Origin of the sequence: Streptomyces sp. NPDC053542 (assembly GCF_044544685.1) — a bacterium.
GTDB lineage: Bacteria > Actinomycetota > Actinomycetes > Streptomycetales > Streptomycetaceae > Streptomyces.
In genome coordinates, this window is the sequence record NZ_JBITXL010000003.1 from 188934 (window position 1) to 204794 (window position 15861).

11 protein-coding genes are annotated in these 15861 nt (G+C 71.6%); 2 read left to right on the forward strand and 9 right to left on the reverse strand.

The window, feature by feature from the left end; translation table 11 throughout:
* Window positions 1–28 precede the first annotated feature (28 nt).
* Together ACIGXO_RS08815 and ACIGXO_RS08820 are read right to left on the reverse strand one after the other, a co-directional pair.
* Complete coding sequence (locus ACIGXO_RS08815) at window positions 29–1612, reverse strand: acyl-CoA carboxylase subunit beta (RefSeq protein WP_223732412.1); 1584 nt, start codon at window positions 1610–1612, stop codon at window positions 29–31.
* Between the two features lie 283 nt (window positions 1613–1895).
* Window positions 1896–4244, reverse strand: a complete 2349-nt coding sequence (locus ACIGXO_RS08820; RefSeq protein WP_399782385.1) for a polysaccharide lyase 8 family protein — start codon at window positions 4242–4244, stop codon at window positions 1896–1898.
* A 273-nt stretch (window positions 4245–4517) separates the two neighbouring features.
* Between ACIGXO_RS08820 and ACIGXO_RS08825 the strand changes: the two genes are divergently transcribed.
* Entirely contained in the window at window positions 4518–5135 is a 618-nt protein-coding gene (locus ACIGXO_RS08825; RefSeq protein ID WP_399782388.1) for a YceI family protein, read from the forward strand.
* A gap of 172 nt (window positions 5136–5307) precedes the next feature.
* On the opposite strand, the gene cimA is transcribed toward ACIGXO_RS08825, so the two are convergent.
* The 6 genes from cimA to ureA all read right to left on the reverse strand — a co-directional run bounded on the left by cimA (window position 5308) and on the right by ureA (window position 12939).
* Window positions 5308–6918 carry a citramalate synthase gene (gene cimA, locus ACIGXO_RS08830; protein WP_399782390.1) on the reverse strand — a complete coding sequence of 537 codons (1611 nt, stop codon included), beginning with the start codon at window positions 6916–6918 and terminating at the stop codon, window positions 5308–5310.
* A 288-nt stretch (window positions 6919–7206) separates the two neighbouring features.
* Window positions 7207–8526 carry an MFS transporter gene (locus ACIGXO_RS08835; protein ID WP_399782392.1) on the reverse strand — a complete coding sequence of 440 codons (1320 nt, stop codon included), beginning with the start codon at window positions 8524–8526 and terminating at the stop codon, window positions 7207–7209.
* A 74-nt stretch (window positions 8527–8600) separates the two neighbouring features.
* On the reverse strand, window positions 8601–9230 hold the full coding sequence (locus ACIGXO_RS08840) for a TetR/AcrR family transcriptional regulator (protein ID WP_399782395.1): 630 nt from the start codon (window positions 9228–9230) through the stop codon (window positions 8601–8603).
* A gap of 35 nt (window positions 9231–9265) precedes the next feature.
* Window positions 9266–10330 carry an agmatine/peptidylarginine deiminase gene (locus ACIGXO_RS08845; protein WP_399782398.1) on the reverse strand — a complete coding sequence of 355 codons (1065 nt, stop codon included), beginning with the start codon at window positions 10328–10330 and terminating at the stop codon, window positions 9266–9268.
* 207 nt (window positions 10331–10537) lie between these two features.
* On the reverse strand, window positions 10538–12241 hold the full coding sequence (locus ACIGXO_RS08850) for an urease subunit alpha (RefSeq protein WP_399782400.1): 1704 nt from the start codon (window positions 12239–12241) through the stop codon (window positions 10538–10540).
* Window positions 12238–12939, reverse strand: coding sequence for an urease subunit gamma (gene ureA, locus ACIGXO_RS08855; RefSeq protein ID WP_399782402.1), 702 nt, complete (start codon window positions 12937–12939; stop codon window positions 12238–12240). Before ureA ends, ACIGXO_RS08850 begins: the two co-directional genes overlap by 4 nt.
* A 191-nt stretch (window positions 12940–13130) precedes the next feature.
* On the opposite strand from ureA, the gene ACIGXO_RS08860 reads away from it, so the two are divergent.
* Window positions 13131–14561 carry a cytosine permease gene (locus tag ACIGXO_RS08860; protein ID WP_399782405.1) on the forward strand — a complete coding sequence of 477 codons (1431 nt, stop codon included), beginning with the start codon at window positions 13131–13133 and terminating at the stop codon, window positions 14559–14561.
* Window positions 14562–14645: 84 nt separating this feature from the next.
* On the opposite strand, the gene ACIGXO_RS08865 is transcribed toward ACIGXO_RS08860, so the two are convergent.
* Window positions 14646–15734 carry a branched-chain amino acid aminotransferase gene (locus ACIGXO_RS08865; RefSeq protein ID WP_399782408.1) on the reverse strand — a complete coding sequence of 363 codons (1089 nt, stop codon included), beginning with the start codon at window positions 15732–15734 and terminating at the stop codon, window positions 14646–14648.
* Between the last annotated feature and the right edge of the window lie 127 nt (window positions 15735–15861).

The window sequence follows — 15861 nt, forward strand, 5'->3', positions numbered from 1 at the left end:
GTGACTGCGGTACAGAGCGGTGGCGGAATTACTGCGGCGGGTTGCCGTGCTTGCGGGCCGGCAGGTCGGCGTGCTTGGACCGGAGCATGGCCAGCGAGCGGATCAGCACCTCGCGGGTCTCGGCCGGGTCGATCACGTCGTCGACGAGGCCGCGCTCGGCCGCGTAGTACGGGTGCATCAGCTCGGACTTGTACTCCTTGACCATCCGGGCCCGCATGGTCTCCGGGTCGTCCGCCTCGGCGATCTGCTTGCGGAAGATCACGTTGGCCGCGCCCTCGGCGCCCATCACCGCGATCTCGTTGGTCGGCCAGGCATAGGTGAGGTCGGCGCCGATGGACTGGGAGTCCATGACGATGTAGGCACCGCCGTACGCCTTGCGCAGCACGACCGAGATCCGCGGCACGGTGGCGTTGCAGTACGCGTACAGCAGCTTCGCGCCGTGCCGGATGATGCCGCCGTGCTCCTGGTCGACGCCCGGCAGGAAGCCGGGGACGTCCAGCAGCGTGAGGATCGGGATATTGAAAGCATCGCACATCTGGACAAAGCGGGCAGCCTTTTCCGACGCCTCGATGTCCAGCACGCCCGCCAGCGACTGCGGCTGGTTGGCGACGATGCCGACGACCTCGCCGTCCATGCGGGACAGCGCGCAGATGATGTTGGTCGCCCAGCGCTCGTGGACCTCCAGGAACTCGCCGTCGTCGACGAGCTCCTCGATGACCTTGCGCATGTCGTACGGGCGGTTGCCGTCGGCCGGCACCAGGTCCAGCAGCGCGTCGCCGGCGCGCTCCGCCGGGTCGTCGCAGGGGACGGACGGCGGGTTCTCTCGGTTGTTGGACGGCAGCAGGGCGAGGAGGTAGCGGACCTCCTCCAGGCAGGTGGCCTCGTCGTCGTACGCGAAGTGGCAGACGCCCGAGGTCTCGGCGTGCACATCGGCGCCGCCCAGCCCGTTCTGGGTGATCTCCTCGCCGGTCACCGCGCGGACCACGTCGGGTCCGGTGATGAACATCTGCGAGGTCTCCCGCACCATGAACACGAAGTCCGTGAGGGCGGGGCTGTAGGCCGCGCCGCCCGCGCACGGGCCGAGCATCACCGAGATCTGCGGGATGACACCCGACGCCTTGGTGTTGCGCTGGAAGATGCCGCCGTAGCCGGCGAGCGCCGAGACGCCCTCCTGGATACGGGCACCGGCGCCGTCGTTCAGCGACACCAGCGGCGCACCGGCCTGGATCGCCATGTCCATGATCTTGTGGATCTTGGTGGCGTGGGCCTCGCCCAGCGCGCCGCCGAAGATCCGGAAGTCGTGCGCGTACACGAACACGGTCCGGCCGTGCACGGTGCCCCAGCCGGTGATCACACCATCGGTGTAGGGCTTCTTGTTCTCCAGCCCGAAGCCGGTCGCCCGGTGCCGGCGCAGCGGCTCCACCTCGTTGAAGGACCCCTCGTCCAGCAGGAGGTCGATTCGCTCGCGGGCGGTGAGCTTGCCCTTGGCGCGCTGGGCCTCGGTGGCGCGCTCACTCGGGCCTCGCCGGGCCTGCTCACGGATCGCGTGCAGCTCGGCGACGCGCCCGCGGGCGTCGTTCGCCTCGGCGGGCGCATCTTCGACAGTGGTCATGCATCGACGGTACGCGGACACCTGCTCATGAACCGATGTCGGTTTCTCACAACGTCGAGCGCGATTTCGTGGGTAGGCAGGACAGAACCACGCTGTACGGGAGATGCGACCAGGGCAGCAACGCGCGGGAGCGGTTTCCGGTCGCTGTGGAGGACTGACAAAAGACACCGGTGTGGTCTTGTGGCGGTCCGCTGGTCGGCCCTGGTCGGCCGCGGGTTCCGGCCACCGGCCGTGATCCGCGGGGCGGCGCGGGATGCGCCCGCGCGCCCGCCCCGCGGCCGGGTCAGTGTGTAGTGACCGTACAGGTATGCGTGGCGCAGGCCGTCCCCGGGCTGATCCGCAGCCGCAGCCGGCGGCCCGTCTCCAGGACCGTCACGCCGGGCCCGGCGCTCACCACCTCGCGCACCGGGCGGTCCCAGCCGATCTCCACCGGCCGCCCCGTGCGCGGCGGCTCCGCCACGCACAGCGTCGCCGTCCGGCCGCGCCGCCGCACCAGGACGGACGACGGCGCCGAGGCGGTCAGCGCCCCCGCCGTCCCGGCCGTCCAGAAGTTCGCCGCGGCCACCCCGAGCGCCGGCACCTCCACGCCCTGCACCGCGCCGGTATTGGCGGTGATCCGCAGCCAGTGCCGGTCGGCGGCGCGCGCCGCGAGGGTCCGCGGCCCGGCCCCCGGCATCAGCAGATAGGCGTACGAGGCGTCCGCCGGGTCCGTGCCGTGGTCCCGCCAGAGCGTGAGGTAGCGGCGGGTGACGCGGTCCGGCGAGGAGCCCGTATTGATGTCCCGCCAGGCGCCCGTGCGTGCCTCGCGCAGCGCCCGGAGCTCCATGCCGCCGGGGAAGACGTAGCCGCCGTGTCCTTGGAGGTGCGCCCAGCGGGCCCGCGGGAAGACGCCGGTCCAGCCGGTGGTCACCGGCTGGCGGACGCCGTCGACGGTGAGCGCCGCGGTCCCCGAGGCGCCCAGGTTGCGGTTGTCGACGATGGTCTCGGCGGGCACGCCGTCCCGGCCGGTGATCCCCGCGCCGAGGCAGACGACGGCGTCGGAGAGGCAGAACCAGGACTTCTTGGCGCGCAGCGTCGAGGCGAGTCCGCGCACGTCCTGCCCGACGGCGGCGAACTCGCCGTCCGTGGCGCCGCCCACCCAGGCCGCGGCGGGCTTGGGCTCGCCCCAGCCGCCGCCCTCGTTGTCGGCGAGCCGCTTGGTGGAGACGGTCGTCCCCGGCAGCCGGTACGGGTCCACCGTCGGCCAGAAGAAGTCGGTGTACTGGCCGCCGCCGAAGTCCGCGCCCCACCAGTAGAGCATTCCGGCGCCGGTGTGCCAGCCGCGCGGATTCTCGCCGTTGCCGTTCTCGTAGTACGCGATCCGCTCCGAGGCCATGGCGATGTTGGCGGCGAAGCCGGGGCGGCGGTGCACCGCCCGGTCCATGGCGGGGAAGAGCTTGTGCGCGACCGGCTCGGGCGCCGCGGCGCCGGGTCCGGCGGCCACGGCGGCCAGCCGGGCCGCGTCCGCGACCGTGAACTGACGGTCGGTCAGCACGGCCAGGGTGGTGTCCCGCTCGATCCACCCCTTCAGCAGCGCGTGCCAGCGGTCCCGCTCGGCGGCGGAGGCACCCTGCGCGAGTACGGCGACGGCGGCCAGCAGCGCGTGCCCGTGGAAGTGGTCGCTGCGCATGACGTGCCGGTCGTCGCTGACCAGGTAACCGCGGCTTATCGCCCGCCCGTTGACGCTGTCCATCATCAGGCCGTTGTGCAGCAGCGGCGCATAGGCGTTCTCGACGCTGTCGAAGATGATCTGCCGCTTCGGGTCGGTCACCTCCCAGCTGCTGCCGCGCAGCAGGGTGAACAGCCGCCCGAGCCCGTCGAGCAGCACGTACCCGTAGGTCCCCGAGTACGCGACCCAGGTGTGCTGGATGAACGAGCCGTCGGCGTACAGCCCGTCGCCCTTCTGTACGTACGGGAAGACGGGCGAGAGCGCGTCGCGGGCCAGCGCGATCTTCTCCGGCGCCCGGCCGAGGACGCCGCGCAGGGCGACGACCCGGCACAGGTCGACGCGGTTGGCGCCGGTGCTGGTGCCCGTGTAGTCGCCGAGCATGGAGTCCGGTACGAAGTGGTCGACCGCGGCGAGGTACGACGCGCGCTGCGCGTCGGTCAGCCGGTCGTCCAGGATCGCGACGGTGTCCAGCAGCAGCCGCGGGCTGCCGATCTGCCACTCCCACCAGTTGCCGTACCGGGTCGTCGCGGGGTGGTAGACCCGCGCCGCCAGATGGTCGAGTCCCTTGATCACGTCGTCGGCGAGCGAGGTGTCCCCGGTGAGCCCGGTGCCGTCCTGCGCGTACGCCTGCGCCATGACGTTCAGGCGGCTGTAGCTCTGGGTGATGCCGGCCGGCGGGTCGAAGGGGTGGTCGGGCCAGAGCGAGGTGGCGGCGGGCGCCATGGTGGTGCGGAAGCGCCGGGCCAGGTCGCCGGTCTCCTTCAGGCGGGCGGCGTACGGCTCGGCGCCCGGGTCGTAGCCCGTGCCGAGCTGCAGCTCCAGCCAGCGCTGCCGCAGGGTGGCGAACTCGTCGCCGGCGGTATCGGCGCGGGCCTTGGGGGCGGGTGCGGCGAGGGCGAACGCGGCGGCGCCCGCGCCGCTCACGGCGAGAAAACCTCGGCGGGACCAGTGCGGAGTACGGGCTCTCAAGGGGCCTCCTGCGGCGGACCGGTACGGCGGTGGACTCGGCTTGGCTGTGCAGGTGGGGCACTCCGATCATGCCCCATGCCCACGGCCCCCGGGCACCCCTCGGCAGGCACCCCCCGGACGTAAAGGTTGAAAGTTGAACGAGGACGCGCTACGGTCGTTCTCGTTGAAGGTTAAACAACCTTTCTCGCCACCCCGAGGTCTCCCCGACCCGTCCCCCGAGGAGGAGCCATGGCTCTGTTCAACCGCAAGCGCACCGCCGAGACCGCTGCCCCCGCCGCCACCGCGACCCTCGTGGCGGACCCGGCGCTGGCCGCCCTGACCGGCGACTACACCATCGACCCGGCACACAGCAGCATCGGCTTCACGGTGCGCCACGCCATGGTCACCAACGTCCGCGGCTCCTTCGCCGACCACGAGGGCACGCTGCATCTCGACGGCGCGAACCCGGCCGCCTCGACCGCGAACATCGATGTGAAGATCGACAGCATCGACACCGGCATCGCGGACCGCGACGGCCACCTGAAGAGCGCCGACTTCTTCGACGCGGAGCAGTTCCCGCTGATGACGTTCCGGTCCGTCGGTGTCGAGCAGGTCGGCGCCGAGACGTACCGCGTCACCGGCAACCTCACGATCAAGGACGTCACCAAGCCGCTCGCCATCGACCTGGAGTTCAACGGCGCGGCCACCGACGTCTACGGCGCGCAGCGCGTGGGCTTCGAGGGCAGCGCCGAGATCCTGCGCTCCGAGTGGGGCCTGACCTGGAACGCGGCCCTGGAGACGGGCGGCGTGATGGTCAGCGACAAGGTGAAGCTGACGTTCGACATCTCGGCGGTCAAGGCGGCCTGACCTTTCCGCCGCTTTCCGTGGCAGGGCCCCTCCCTCTCCCCAAACCGGGGATGAAGGAGGGGCCCCGTCCGTCCCCACCCAGTGGCAAGGCCCCTCCCCCACCTCCACCACGCATACGGCGAAGGTAGCGCGCCTCACCAGCCGTCGCTGGGCCTGTGGATAACCGTGGCGGTCAGTCCTCCGGCGTGACTCCCGCGCGCATCAGCCCGTACGCGTACGCGTCGTCCAGTGCCTGCCAGGACGCGGCGATCACGTTCTCCGCGACGCCCACCGTGGACCACTCGCCGCGGCCGTCGCTGGTGGAGACCAGGACCCGGGTGATCGATCCCGTGCCGAGCGCGCCCTCCAGGATGCGGACCTTGTAGTCCACCAGCTCCATCGAACCCAGCTGCGGGTAGATCTGCTCCAGGGCGACACGAAGAGCGCGGTCCAGGGCGTTGACCGGGCCGTTTCCTTCCGCCGTGGCCACGATCCGCTCGCCCTTGGCCCACAGCTTCACGGTCGCCTCGTTGGCGTGCGTGCCGTCGGGGCGGTCCTCGACGATCGCGCGCCAGGACTCGACGGTGAAGTACCGCTGCGGCTTGCCCTGGACCTCCTCGCGGAGGAGCAGTTCGAAGGACGCGTCGGCGGCCTCGTAGGTGTACCCCGCCAGTTCGCGTTCCTTGACGCGTTCCACGACCCGGCCGACCAGCTCGCGGTCGTCGCCGAGGTCTATCCCCAGCTCCTTGCCCTTGAGCTCGATGGAGGCGCGGCCCGCCATGTCGGAGACCAGCATCCGCATGGTGTTGCCGACCAGCTCGGGGTCGATGTGCTGGTACAGGTCGGGGTCGACCTTGATCGCGGAGGCGTGCAGGCCCGCCTTGTGCGCGAAGGCGGAGAGGCCGACGTACGGCTGGTGGGTGGAGGGCGTGAGGTTCACGACCTCGGCGATGGCGTGCGAGATCCGGGTGGTCTCGGCGAGCTTGCCCTCGGGGAGGACCTTGCGGCCGTACTTCAGCTCCAGCGCGGCGACCACCGGGAAGAGGTTGGAGTTGCCGACGCGCTCGCCGTACCCGTTGGCGGTGCACTGCACGTGCGTCGCGCCCGCGTCGACCGCCGCCAGGGTGTTGGCCACCGCGCAGCCGGTGTCGTCCTGGGCGTGGATGCCCAGCCGCGCGCCGGTGTCCGCGAGTACGGTCCGTACCACCGCGGTGACCTGCGCGGGGAGCATGCCGCCGTTGGTGTCGCAGAGCACCACGACGTCCGCGCCGGCCTCGGACGCGGTCTTCACGACCTTCTTCGCGTAGTCGGCGTCCAGCGCGTAGCCGTCGAAGAAGTGCTCGCAGTCCAGGAAGACCCGGCGGCCCTGCTCGCGGAGGTAGGCGACGGTGTCGCGGATCATCGCGAGGTTCTCGTCGAGGGTGGTGCGCAGCGCCAGCTCCACGTGGCGGACGTGGGACTTGGCGACCAGCGTGATCACCGGGGCCTTGGAGTCCAGCAGCGCCGCGACCTGCGCGTCGTCCTCGACCCGTACGCCGGCCTTGCGGGTGGCGCCGAATGCCACCAGCTGTGCGTGCCGGAAGGGCACCTCTTCCTGTACCCGCTGGAAGAACTCGGTGTCCCGGGGGTTGGCGCCGGGCCAGCCGCCTTCGATGAAGCCCACGCCGAAGTCGTCCAGGTGGCGCGCGATCGTCAGCTTGTCCGCCACGGTGAGGTTGATGCCCTCGCGCTGCGCTCCGTCGCGCAGCGTCGTGTCGAACACGTGGAAATCGTCGGACAGTGCTGCGTCAGAAGTGTCCGTCATGCTGGTCTGGCTCCTGTCGGGATCTTCGGTCGGTCTGCCGGAATGACCGGTGCCACCGTCCCTCCATGATCCCTCGCGCTCCGTTCCCGGGGGCGGGTGGGCCGGGAAACGAAAAAACCCCTCGCGGGTGCGAGAGGTCTGCGCGCGGGTCTGGGACGACGGTGCCGCGCCGTACTCGGTTCGGTACGGGGCGGTCACTGCGGACCGGCGCGCCTGCTGCCAATAATCATGGCGAACGAGAGCATGGGGGCAGTCTTGCATACGACTGCCCCCAAAGTGCCCACTGTCTCAGGATGCGAGCAGTCGCTCGTCCTTGCCGGTGGCCTTCCCGTCCTTGGTGACCCGGTGCAGGTCGATGGTGCGGGTCTCGCGCATCGTCAGGTAGACGACCAGGGAGACGGCGGCGCAGCCGGCGACGTACCAGTAATAGCCGGATTCGTTGCCGCCGTTCTTGAACCAGAGGGCGACGTACTCGGCGGTGCCGCCGAAGAGGGCGTTGGCGATGGCGTACGGCAGGGCGACGCCGAGGGCCCGGATGCCGGTCGGGAACAGCTCGGCCTTCACGCAGGCGTTGATCGAGGTGTAGCCGGTGACGACGACGAGGGCGAGCAGGGCGAGGCCGAGCGCGGGCCAGAAGGAGCCGGCGTGCCGCAGCAGCGTCATGATCGGCACGGTGAGGAAGGTCGAGCCGATCGCGAAGGTGATCAGCAGCGGGCGGCGGCCGATGCGGTCGGAGAGCCGGCCGGCGAGCGGCTGGAGGCACATGAAGATGAAGAGGGCGCAGAAGCTGACGAGGGAGGCGGTCGGCTTGTCCAGGCCGGCGCTGCCGGAGAGGTACTTGGTGAGGTAGGTGGTGTACGTGTAGTACGCCACGGTGCCGCCCATGGTGAGCGCGATGACGAGGAACGCCTCGCGCTTGTGGGCCCACAGGGCCTTGAGGGTGCCGCGTTCGGGGTCGGCGTTGGCCTGGTCGTCCTCGGCGTAGACCTCGGTCTCCAGCATGTTGCGGCGGAGGTAGAAGACGATGCCGGCGCCGAGCGCGCCGATGATGAAGGGGATGCGCCAGGCCCAGCTGTGCAGGGCGTCCTCGGACATGGTGCGCTGGAGGATGATCTGGAGGCCGAGGCCGAGGAGCTGGCCGGCGGTCATCGAGACGTACTGGAAGCTGGAGGCGAAGCCGCGGCGGCCGGGTGCGGAGGCTTCGGTGAGGTAGGTGGCGCTGGCGGCGTACTCGCCGCCGACGGAGAGGCCCTGGAGCATGCGGGCGACGAGGAGGACGGCGACGCCGCCGTAGCCGGCGACCGCGTAGGTCGGGGCGATGGCGATGAGGACGGCGGAGGCGGACATCAGGGTGACGGTGAGCGTCAGGGCGGCCTTGCGGCCCTTGCGGTCGCCGACCCGGCCGAGCAGCCAGCCGCCGACGGGCCGCATGAAGAAGCCGACCGCGAAGACGCCCATGGTGTTCATGAGGTTGGCGGTCTCATTGCCCTTGGGGAAGAAGGAGTCCGCGAAGTAGACGGCGAAGCTCGCGTACACGAACCAGTCGAACCACTCGACCATGTTGCCGGCGGAGCCGACCCAGATCTTCTTCCATTGCTCTCGTCCCATAGCCGAGAACGGTGCCGGACCAGCGGCTTCCCGGCAAGGGTGCACCGGGCAACGATCAGGCGACGTTCTGTGCTTTACGTTCCCGGGGCGGCGTCCTGCGGGGTCAGCGCCTCGTCGAGGAAGTCGCGTACGTGGTCGAGGACTTCCTGGCGGGACAGGCCGGGGAGGCCGACGACGAGGTGGGTGCCGAAGCCGTCGAGCAGGGCGCGGGTGCGGGTGGCGAAGCGGTCGGCGTCCACGGGGCGCAGTTCGCCCTTGGAGGCGCCTTCGACGAGCAGGGCGACCAGGTCGCGGTGCCAGGCGAGCTCGAGGTCGAGCTGGCGTTCGCGGGTGGGGTCATCCGCGTTCTGGGAGCGGTTCCAGACCTCCAGCCACAGGGTCCAGCGCGGGTCGCGGTGGCCGTCGGGGAGGTAGAGGTCGACGAGGGCGTCGATGCGGGCGCGGGCGGGGACGCGGCGGGCCAGCTCGGCGCGGCGTTCCGCGCCGAGCTGTTCCTCGCTCCACTGCAGGGTCTGGAGCAGCAGCTCGTCCTTGGTGCCGAAGTAGTACAGGATGTGGCCGCTGCTCATGCCGACCTCGCGGCCGAGTCCGGCCATGGTGAGCCGGTCCAGGCCCTCCTCCGCGATGGTGGTCATGGCCGCGGCGAGCACCTGCTCGCGCGGCTGGCTGAGGCGCCGCCGGGGACGGCGCTCGGGACCGGGCACGGGGACCTCCTGGACCGGCTGATCGGGTCCGCTGATCAGACCTTGGGCTGCTGCTGGGTGATGCAGTGGATGCCGCCACCCGCAGCGAAGATCGTACGGGCGTCGACGAGGGTGACCGTACGGTCGGGGAAGAGCCGGCGGAAGATGCCGGCCGCGTTCTCGTCCCGCGGGTCGTCGAAGCCGCAGAGCACCACGCCGCCGTTGCATATGTAGTGGTTGATGTAGGAGTAGTCGACGAATTCGCCGTCCTCCTCGAGGACGGTGGGCGCGGGGACCTCGACGACCTCCAGCTGCCGGCCGCGGGCGTCGGTGGCGGCCTTGAGGACCTTGACGATCTCGGCGCAGACCGCGTGGTCGGGGTGGGCGGGGTCGGGCTGGGTGTGCACGACGACGGTACCGGGGCGGGCGAAGGCGGCGACGATGTCGACGTGGCCGCGGGTGCCGAACTGGCCGTAGTCGGCGGTCAGTCCGCGCGGCAGCCAGATGGCCTTGGTGGTGCCGAGGAAGGCGTGGATCTCGGCCTCGACCTCTTCGCGGGTGCGGCCCGGGTTGCGGCCGGGGTCGAGCTGGACGGTCTCGGTGAGCAGGACGGTGCCTTCGCCGTCGATGTGGAGGCCGCCGCCCTCGTTGACGAGGGGGGTGGAGTAGCGGCGGGCGCCGGCGAGGCCCGCGACCTCTTGGGCGATCTTCGCGTCGTGCTTCCAGGTCGCCCAGTCCTGGGCGCCCCAGCCGTTGAACACCCAGTCGGTGGCGGCCAGTTGGCCGTGTCCGGTGAGGAAGGTGGGGCCGATGTCGCGCATCCAGGCGTCGTCCAGCTCGCGCTCGACGATGTCGATGTCCGGGCCGAGGAGGCCGCGTGCGGCGGCGGCCTGGCCGGGGCCCGCGACGACGGTGACCGGCTCGAAGCGGCGGATCGCGCGAGCGACCCGGGCCCAGGCGACGCGGGCTTCGGAGAGGGTGCTGCCGCCCTCCTCGCCGAAGGTGAAGTTGGCGCCGGGCCAGGCCATCCAGGTGCGCTCGTGCGGTGCCCACTCGGGGGGCATGGTGTAGCCGTCGGCGGCCGGGTTCGGTCCGGCGGAGGGCAGGGGAAGCGTCGTCATGGGCTGCGTCCTTGCAGGTGGGAAGGGGGGCGAGGCCGGCGCTGCCACCTGGTGAGGGGTGGCAGCGCCGGGACCGCCCGAGGCAGGGACGTGGCCTCGGGCGGGGTGCGGGGGCCGGAGGGAGGTGCCCTCCGGCGGGCCGCAGCAGCGGCTCCGCGGAAGAAGCCGCCGCCGCGGCTCCGCCGAGCGCGGCTGCGGCCCGTCGGCTCAGAGGAAGTACAGCCGCGAGAGCGACACGTACTCGGCGGGGTCGGAGCGCATCGGGGCGCCGTCCAGCGTGACCAGGCCGCTGTCGCCGTCGACCTGCACGCTGCCGACGCGGTCGTTCAGCAGCAGGTCGCGGGGGCCGATGCCGCGGGTGCCGCGGACGGCGACGCGCCGGCGGCGGGTGGGCAGCGAGTCGAAGGCCCGGCCGGGTGAGCCGGCCGCGGCCGCGGCGCCGGAGACGAAGGCGACGGACAGGTCGGCGGCGGTGGCGCCGTGCGCGCCGAACAGCGGGCCCATGACGAGCGGTTCGCAGGTGTCGGTCGCGGCGTTGGGGTCGCCGGTGACGCCCCACGCGGGGAAGCCGGACTTCAGGACCACCTGGGGCTTGGCGCCGAAGTAGCGCGGCTGCCACAGGGCGATGTCGGCCATCTTGCCGACTTCGAGGGAGCCGATCTCGTGGGAGAGGCCGTGCGCGATGGCGGGGTTGATCGTGAGCTTGGCCATGTAGCGCAGGACGCGCGCGTTGTCGTCGTGCGCGCCGTCGCCCTCCATGGGGCCGAGTTCGGCCTTCATCTTCCCGGCCATGGCGAAGGTGCGGCGGACGGTCTCGCCGGCGCGGCCCATGCCCTGCGCGTCGGAGGAGGTGATGCCGATGGCGCCCAGGTCGTGCAGGACGTCCTCGGCGCCCATCGTGCCGGCGCGGATGCGGTCGCGGGCCATGGCGGCGTCGCCGGGCAGGTCGGTCTTCAGGTCGTGGACGGAGACGATCATCCCGTAGTGCTCGGCGACCGCGTCCCGGCCGAAGGGCAGGGTGGGGTTGGTGGAGGAGCCGATGACGTTCTCCACGCCGGCCATCTTCAGGACGTTCGGTACGTGTCCGCCGCCGCAGCCCTCGATGTGGAAGGCGTGGATGGTGCGGCCGTCCAGGACCTTCAGGGTGTCCTCGACGGAGAGGCACTCGTTCAGGCCGTCGCTGTGCAGCGCGACCTGGACGTCGTGTTCCTCGGCGACGCGCAGGGCGGTGTCCAGGGCGCGGGTGTGGGCGCCCATGTCCTCGTGGACCTTGAAGCCGGAGGCGCCGCCCTCGGCGAGCGCCTCGACCAGCGGGGCCGGGTCGGAGGAGGAGCCGCGGGCGAGGAAGCCGATGTTGACGGGCCAGGCGTCGAAGGAGTTGAAGGCGTGCCGCAGGGCCCAGGGCGAGTTGACGCCGACGCCCCAGACGGGGCCGAACTCCTGGCCGATGATCGTGGTGACGCCGGAGGCGAGGGACGCCTCCATGATGCGGGGCGAGAGCAGGTGGACGTGGGTGTCGACGGCGCCCGCGGTGGCGATCATGCCTTCGCCGGAGACGATCGAGGTGCCGGTGCCGACGACGACGTCGACGCCGTCCATGGTGTCGGGGTTGCCGGCCCGTCCGATGCCGCTGATCCGGCCTTCGCGGATGCCGATGGAGACCTTGCGGATGCCCTGTACGGCGTCGATGACCAGCACGTTGCTGATGACGACGTCGCAGGTCTCGCGGACGGCCGCGGCCTTGAGGTGAAGGCCGTCGCGGGCGGTCTTGCCGAAGCCGGCGAGGAATTCGTCGCCGGGCTTCTGGGCGTCGGACTCGACGCGGACGACGAGGCCGGTGTCGCCCAGGACGACCCGGTCGCCGGCGCGCGGGCCGTGCACGGACGCGTACTCCTGCGGGTCGATGGTCATGCCCGCTCCTCCTCTTCGCTGCTCGCCCCCAGGTAGCCGCAGGCTGCCGCCCGCCGCAGTGCTTCTTCCTTGGCGCCCGGCGCGTCGAGCGGGCCGTCCACCAGGCCGGCGAAGCCGATGGCGATCCGGTCGCCGCCGATCGGTACGAGGCCGACTTCTTCCTCGGCGCCCGGGTCGAAGCGCTGGGAGGAGCCGGCGGGGACGTTCAGCCGCATGCCGTAGGCGGCGGCGCGGTCGAAGTCCAGCCGGGGGTTGGCCTCGAAGAAGTGGAAGTGGGAGGTGACGCTGACCGGGACGGTCGCGGTGTTGCGGACGCGGACGGTCAGCGCGGGCGCCGGGGTCTCGTCGGCCGGGCCGGGCAGTACTGCGCCCGGCGCGGCGTCGCCCTGCGAGCCCCCGCCTATCGGGTCGCTGACCACGGCGAGCCGGGAGCCGTCGTCGAAGACGGCCTCGACGTGCACCTCGGTCACCACGTCGGCGACGCCGGGCAGCACGTCGTCGGGGCCGAGGACCGCGCGGGCCGCCGCGATGGCGTCGGCCAGCCGGCCGCCGTCCCTGGCCACCTCGCAGACCGTGTCCGCGACCAGGGCCGTCGCCTCGGGCACGTTCAGCTTCAGGCCGCGTGCCCTGCGTGCTCTCGCCAGTTCGGCGGCGCCGAACAGCAGCAGCCGGTCGCGCTCGGTCGGGGTCAGCCGCATGCACCACACCTCCTGATCGATTTGAGCGACACTCTAACCGCTATATCGAGGAGTGGGAAAGGGTTGACCGGACACAGGGGCATGGGTCACATTGAGCGCCGCTCAATAAAAGCGGAACGCCACTCACCGGAACGCCACGCGCCGGGGCGGTACCGCCCAGCACTCGTCCGGCCTCTCAGAGGAGCCCTCTCATGCCGATCGAACAACGCGGAGTCGACACGATTCCCGACGAGGAACGCACCAGCCGCCCCCGCGACCTCGTCTCCATCCTGCTCGGCTCGAACCTCGCCCTCGGCGTGGTGATCTTCGGCTGGCTGCCGGTCTCCTTCGGGCTGGGCTTCTGGCCGTCGGTGACCTCCCTCACCGTGGGCACCCTCATCGGCACGCTGCTCACCGCCCCGCTCGCCCTCGTCTCCCTGCGCACCGGCACCAACCTCTCCACCAGCAGCGGCGCGCACTTCGGCGTGCGCGGCCGGCTCGTCGGCTCGGTGATCGGCCTGCTGCTCTCGCTGGGCTACACCGCGCTCACCCTCTGGGTCGGCGGCGACGCGGTCGTCGGCACCCTCGCCCGGCTCATCGGCCTGCCCGACGGCGGCGCGAGCTACGCGGCCGTGTACGCGCTGCTCGCGGTCTGCACCGCGGCCGGCGCGGTCTACGGGTACAAGCTGCTGCTCCGCCTCTCCCGCGTCCTCGCGCTCGGCATGACCGCGATCCTCGTGGTCGGACTCTTCGCGTACGCGCCCGACTTCACCACCGCGGCGCCGCACGGCAGCGCGTACCTCCTCGGCAGCTTCTGGCCGACCTGGCTGCTCGCGGTCGTCTCGGCCGGCCTCAGCGGCCCGATCGCCTTCATCACCCTGCTCGGCGACTACACGCGGTACATCTCCCCGCGCCGCCACAGCTCCCGCAAGGTGTTCTGGGCGACCTGTCTCGGCCTGGTCGCGGGGCTGCTGATCCCCCAGCTCTTCGGCACCTTCACCGCGCTCGCGGTCGGCGCGGCCGAGGACTACGCCGGGCCGCTCGTCGCGGGCGCCCCCTTCTGGTTCCTCGCCCCGCTCTTCCTCGCCGCCTCGGCCGGCTCGGTCGGCAACGCGGGCCTGATGCTGTACTCCATGGGCCTGGACCTGGACGCGATCCTGCCGAAGGCCACCCGTACCCAGGCCACGTATGTGGTCGCCGCGGTCGCCACGTTCTTCGTCTACCTCGGCCACTTCGCCTGGGACGCGCAGGACGCGATGACCTCCTTCGTCCTGCTGCTCACCGCGGTCGGCACACCCTGGGCGGTACTCACCGTCATCGGCTTCGTGCGCTGCCGCGGGGTCTACGACTCCGAGGCGCTGCAGGTCTACAACCGCCGTGCGCGGGGCGGGCGTTACTGGTACACGGCGGGCTGGAACGTGCCCGCGACGGTGACCTGGGCGGCCGGTTCGGTGGTCGGCCTGGCCGCGGTGGACACCCCGCTGTACACCGGCCCGCTCGTCCCCTACACCGGCGGCATCGACCTGTCCTTCCTGCTGTCGGCGCTGGTCACGGCCGGGCTGTACGGGGTGCTGACGCGGCGTCCGGCGACCGTGCCCGCGCCCGTGGCACCCGTGGAGGAGGCGCCGGCGGAGGTGCCGTAGCACGGGTCACGGACGACAACGGGCCGCCCCGGACGCGTACATACGCATCCGGGGCGGCCCGTCGCAGGTGGCGCGGCGGCGGGATCAGCCCAGGGGGTGCATCCAGCCGTGGGTGTCCTCGGCCGTGCCGCGCTGGATGTCCAGCAGCGCCTCGCGGAGCTTCATGGTGACCTCGCCGGGCTCACCGCCGCTCTGCGTCCACTCGGCGCCCTTGCGCTTGACCGTGCCGACGGGCGTGATCACCGCGGCGGTGCCGCACGCGAAGACCTCGGTGAGCGTGCCGTTCTCGGTGTCGGCCTGCCACTGGTCGATGGAGACGCGCGCCTCCTCCGCCTCGTAGCCCAGGTCACGGGCGACGGTGAGGAGAGAGTCCCGGGTGATGCCCGCGAGCAGCGAACCCGTGAGGGTGGGCGTGACGATCTTGTTCCCGTACACGAAGTACAGGTTCATGCCGCCGAGCTCCTCGACCCACTTGTGCTCCACCGCGTCGAGGTAGGCGACCTGGTCGCAGCCCTTCTCGGCGGCCTCGGCCTGGGCGAGCAGGGACGCGGCGTAGTTGCCGCCGGTCTTGGCGTCACCCATGCCGCCGGGGACGGCGCGCACCCGGTCCTCGGACAGCCAGATGGAGACGGGCTTCACGCCGCCGGGGAAGTAGGCACCGGCGGGCGAGGCGATCACGAGGAAGAGGTACTCGTTGGCGGGCTTCACGCCGAGACCGACCTCGGAGGCGAACATGAAGGGGCGCAGGTAGAGCGACTCCTCGCCGCCGTGCGCCGGCACCCAGTCGCGGTCCTGCCGGACCAGCGCGTCGCACGCCGCGATGAAGGTCTCGACGGGCAGCTCGGGCATGCCCAGGCGGCGCGCGGAGCGCTGGAAGCGCTGGGCGTTGGCCTCGGGGCGGAAGGTCGCCACGGAGCCGTCGGCCTGCCGGTACGCCTTCAGCCCCTCGAAGATCGTCTGGGCGTAGTGCAGCGTCATGTTCGCCGGGTCGATCGAGAGCGGCGCGTACGGAACGAGCTGTGCGTCGTGCCAGCCGCGGCCCTCCGTCCACTTGATCGTCACCATGTGGTCGGTGAAGTGCCGGCCGAAGCCGGGGCCGGCCAGGATCTTCTCCCGCTCCGCGGCGGGCAGCGGGTGCGAAGAGGGCTTGAGCTCGATCGTGGGCGTCGTCATGAGTGCGTGTCCTTCACCGGTGAGGTTGTGGCGGCTGCGCACGCGCGGCGTCCGGTCGGTACGTGGACGTCCGAGCTTCCCCTGGTGCGTGGCCCCACGTCCGATTATCGCTCGGGTGGGAACGCGG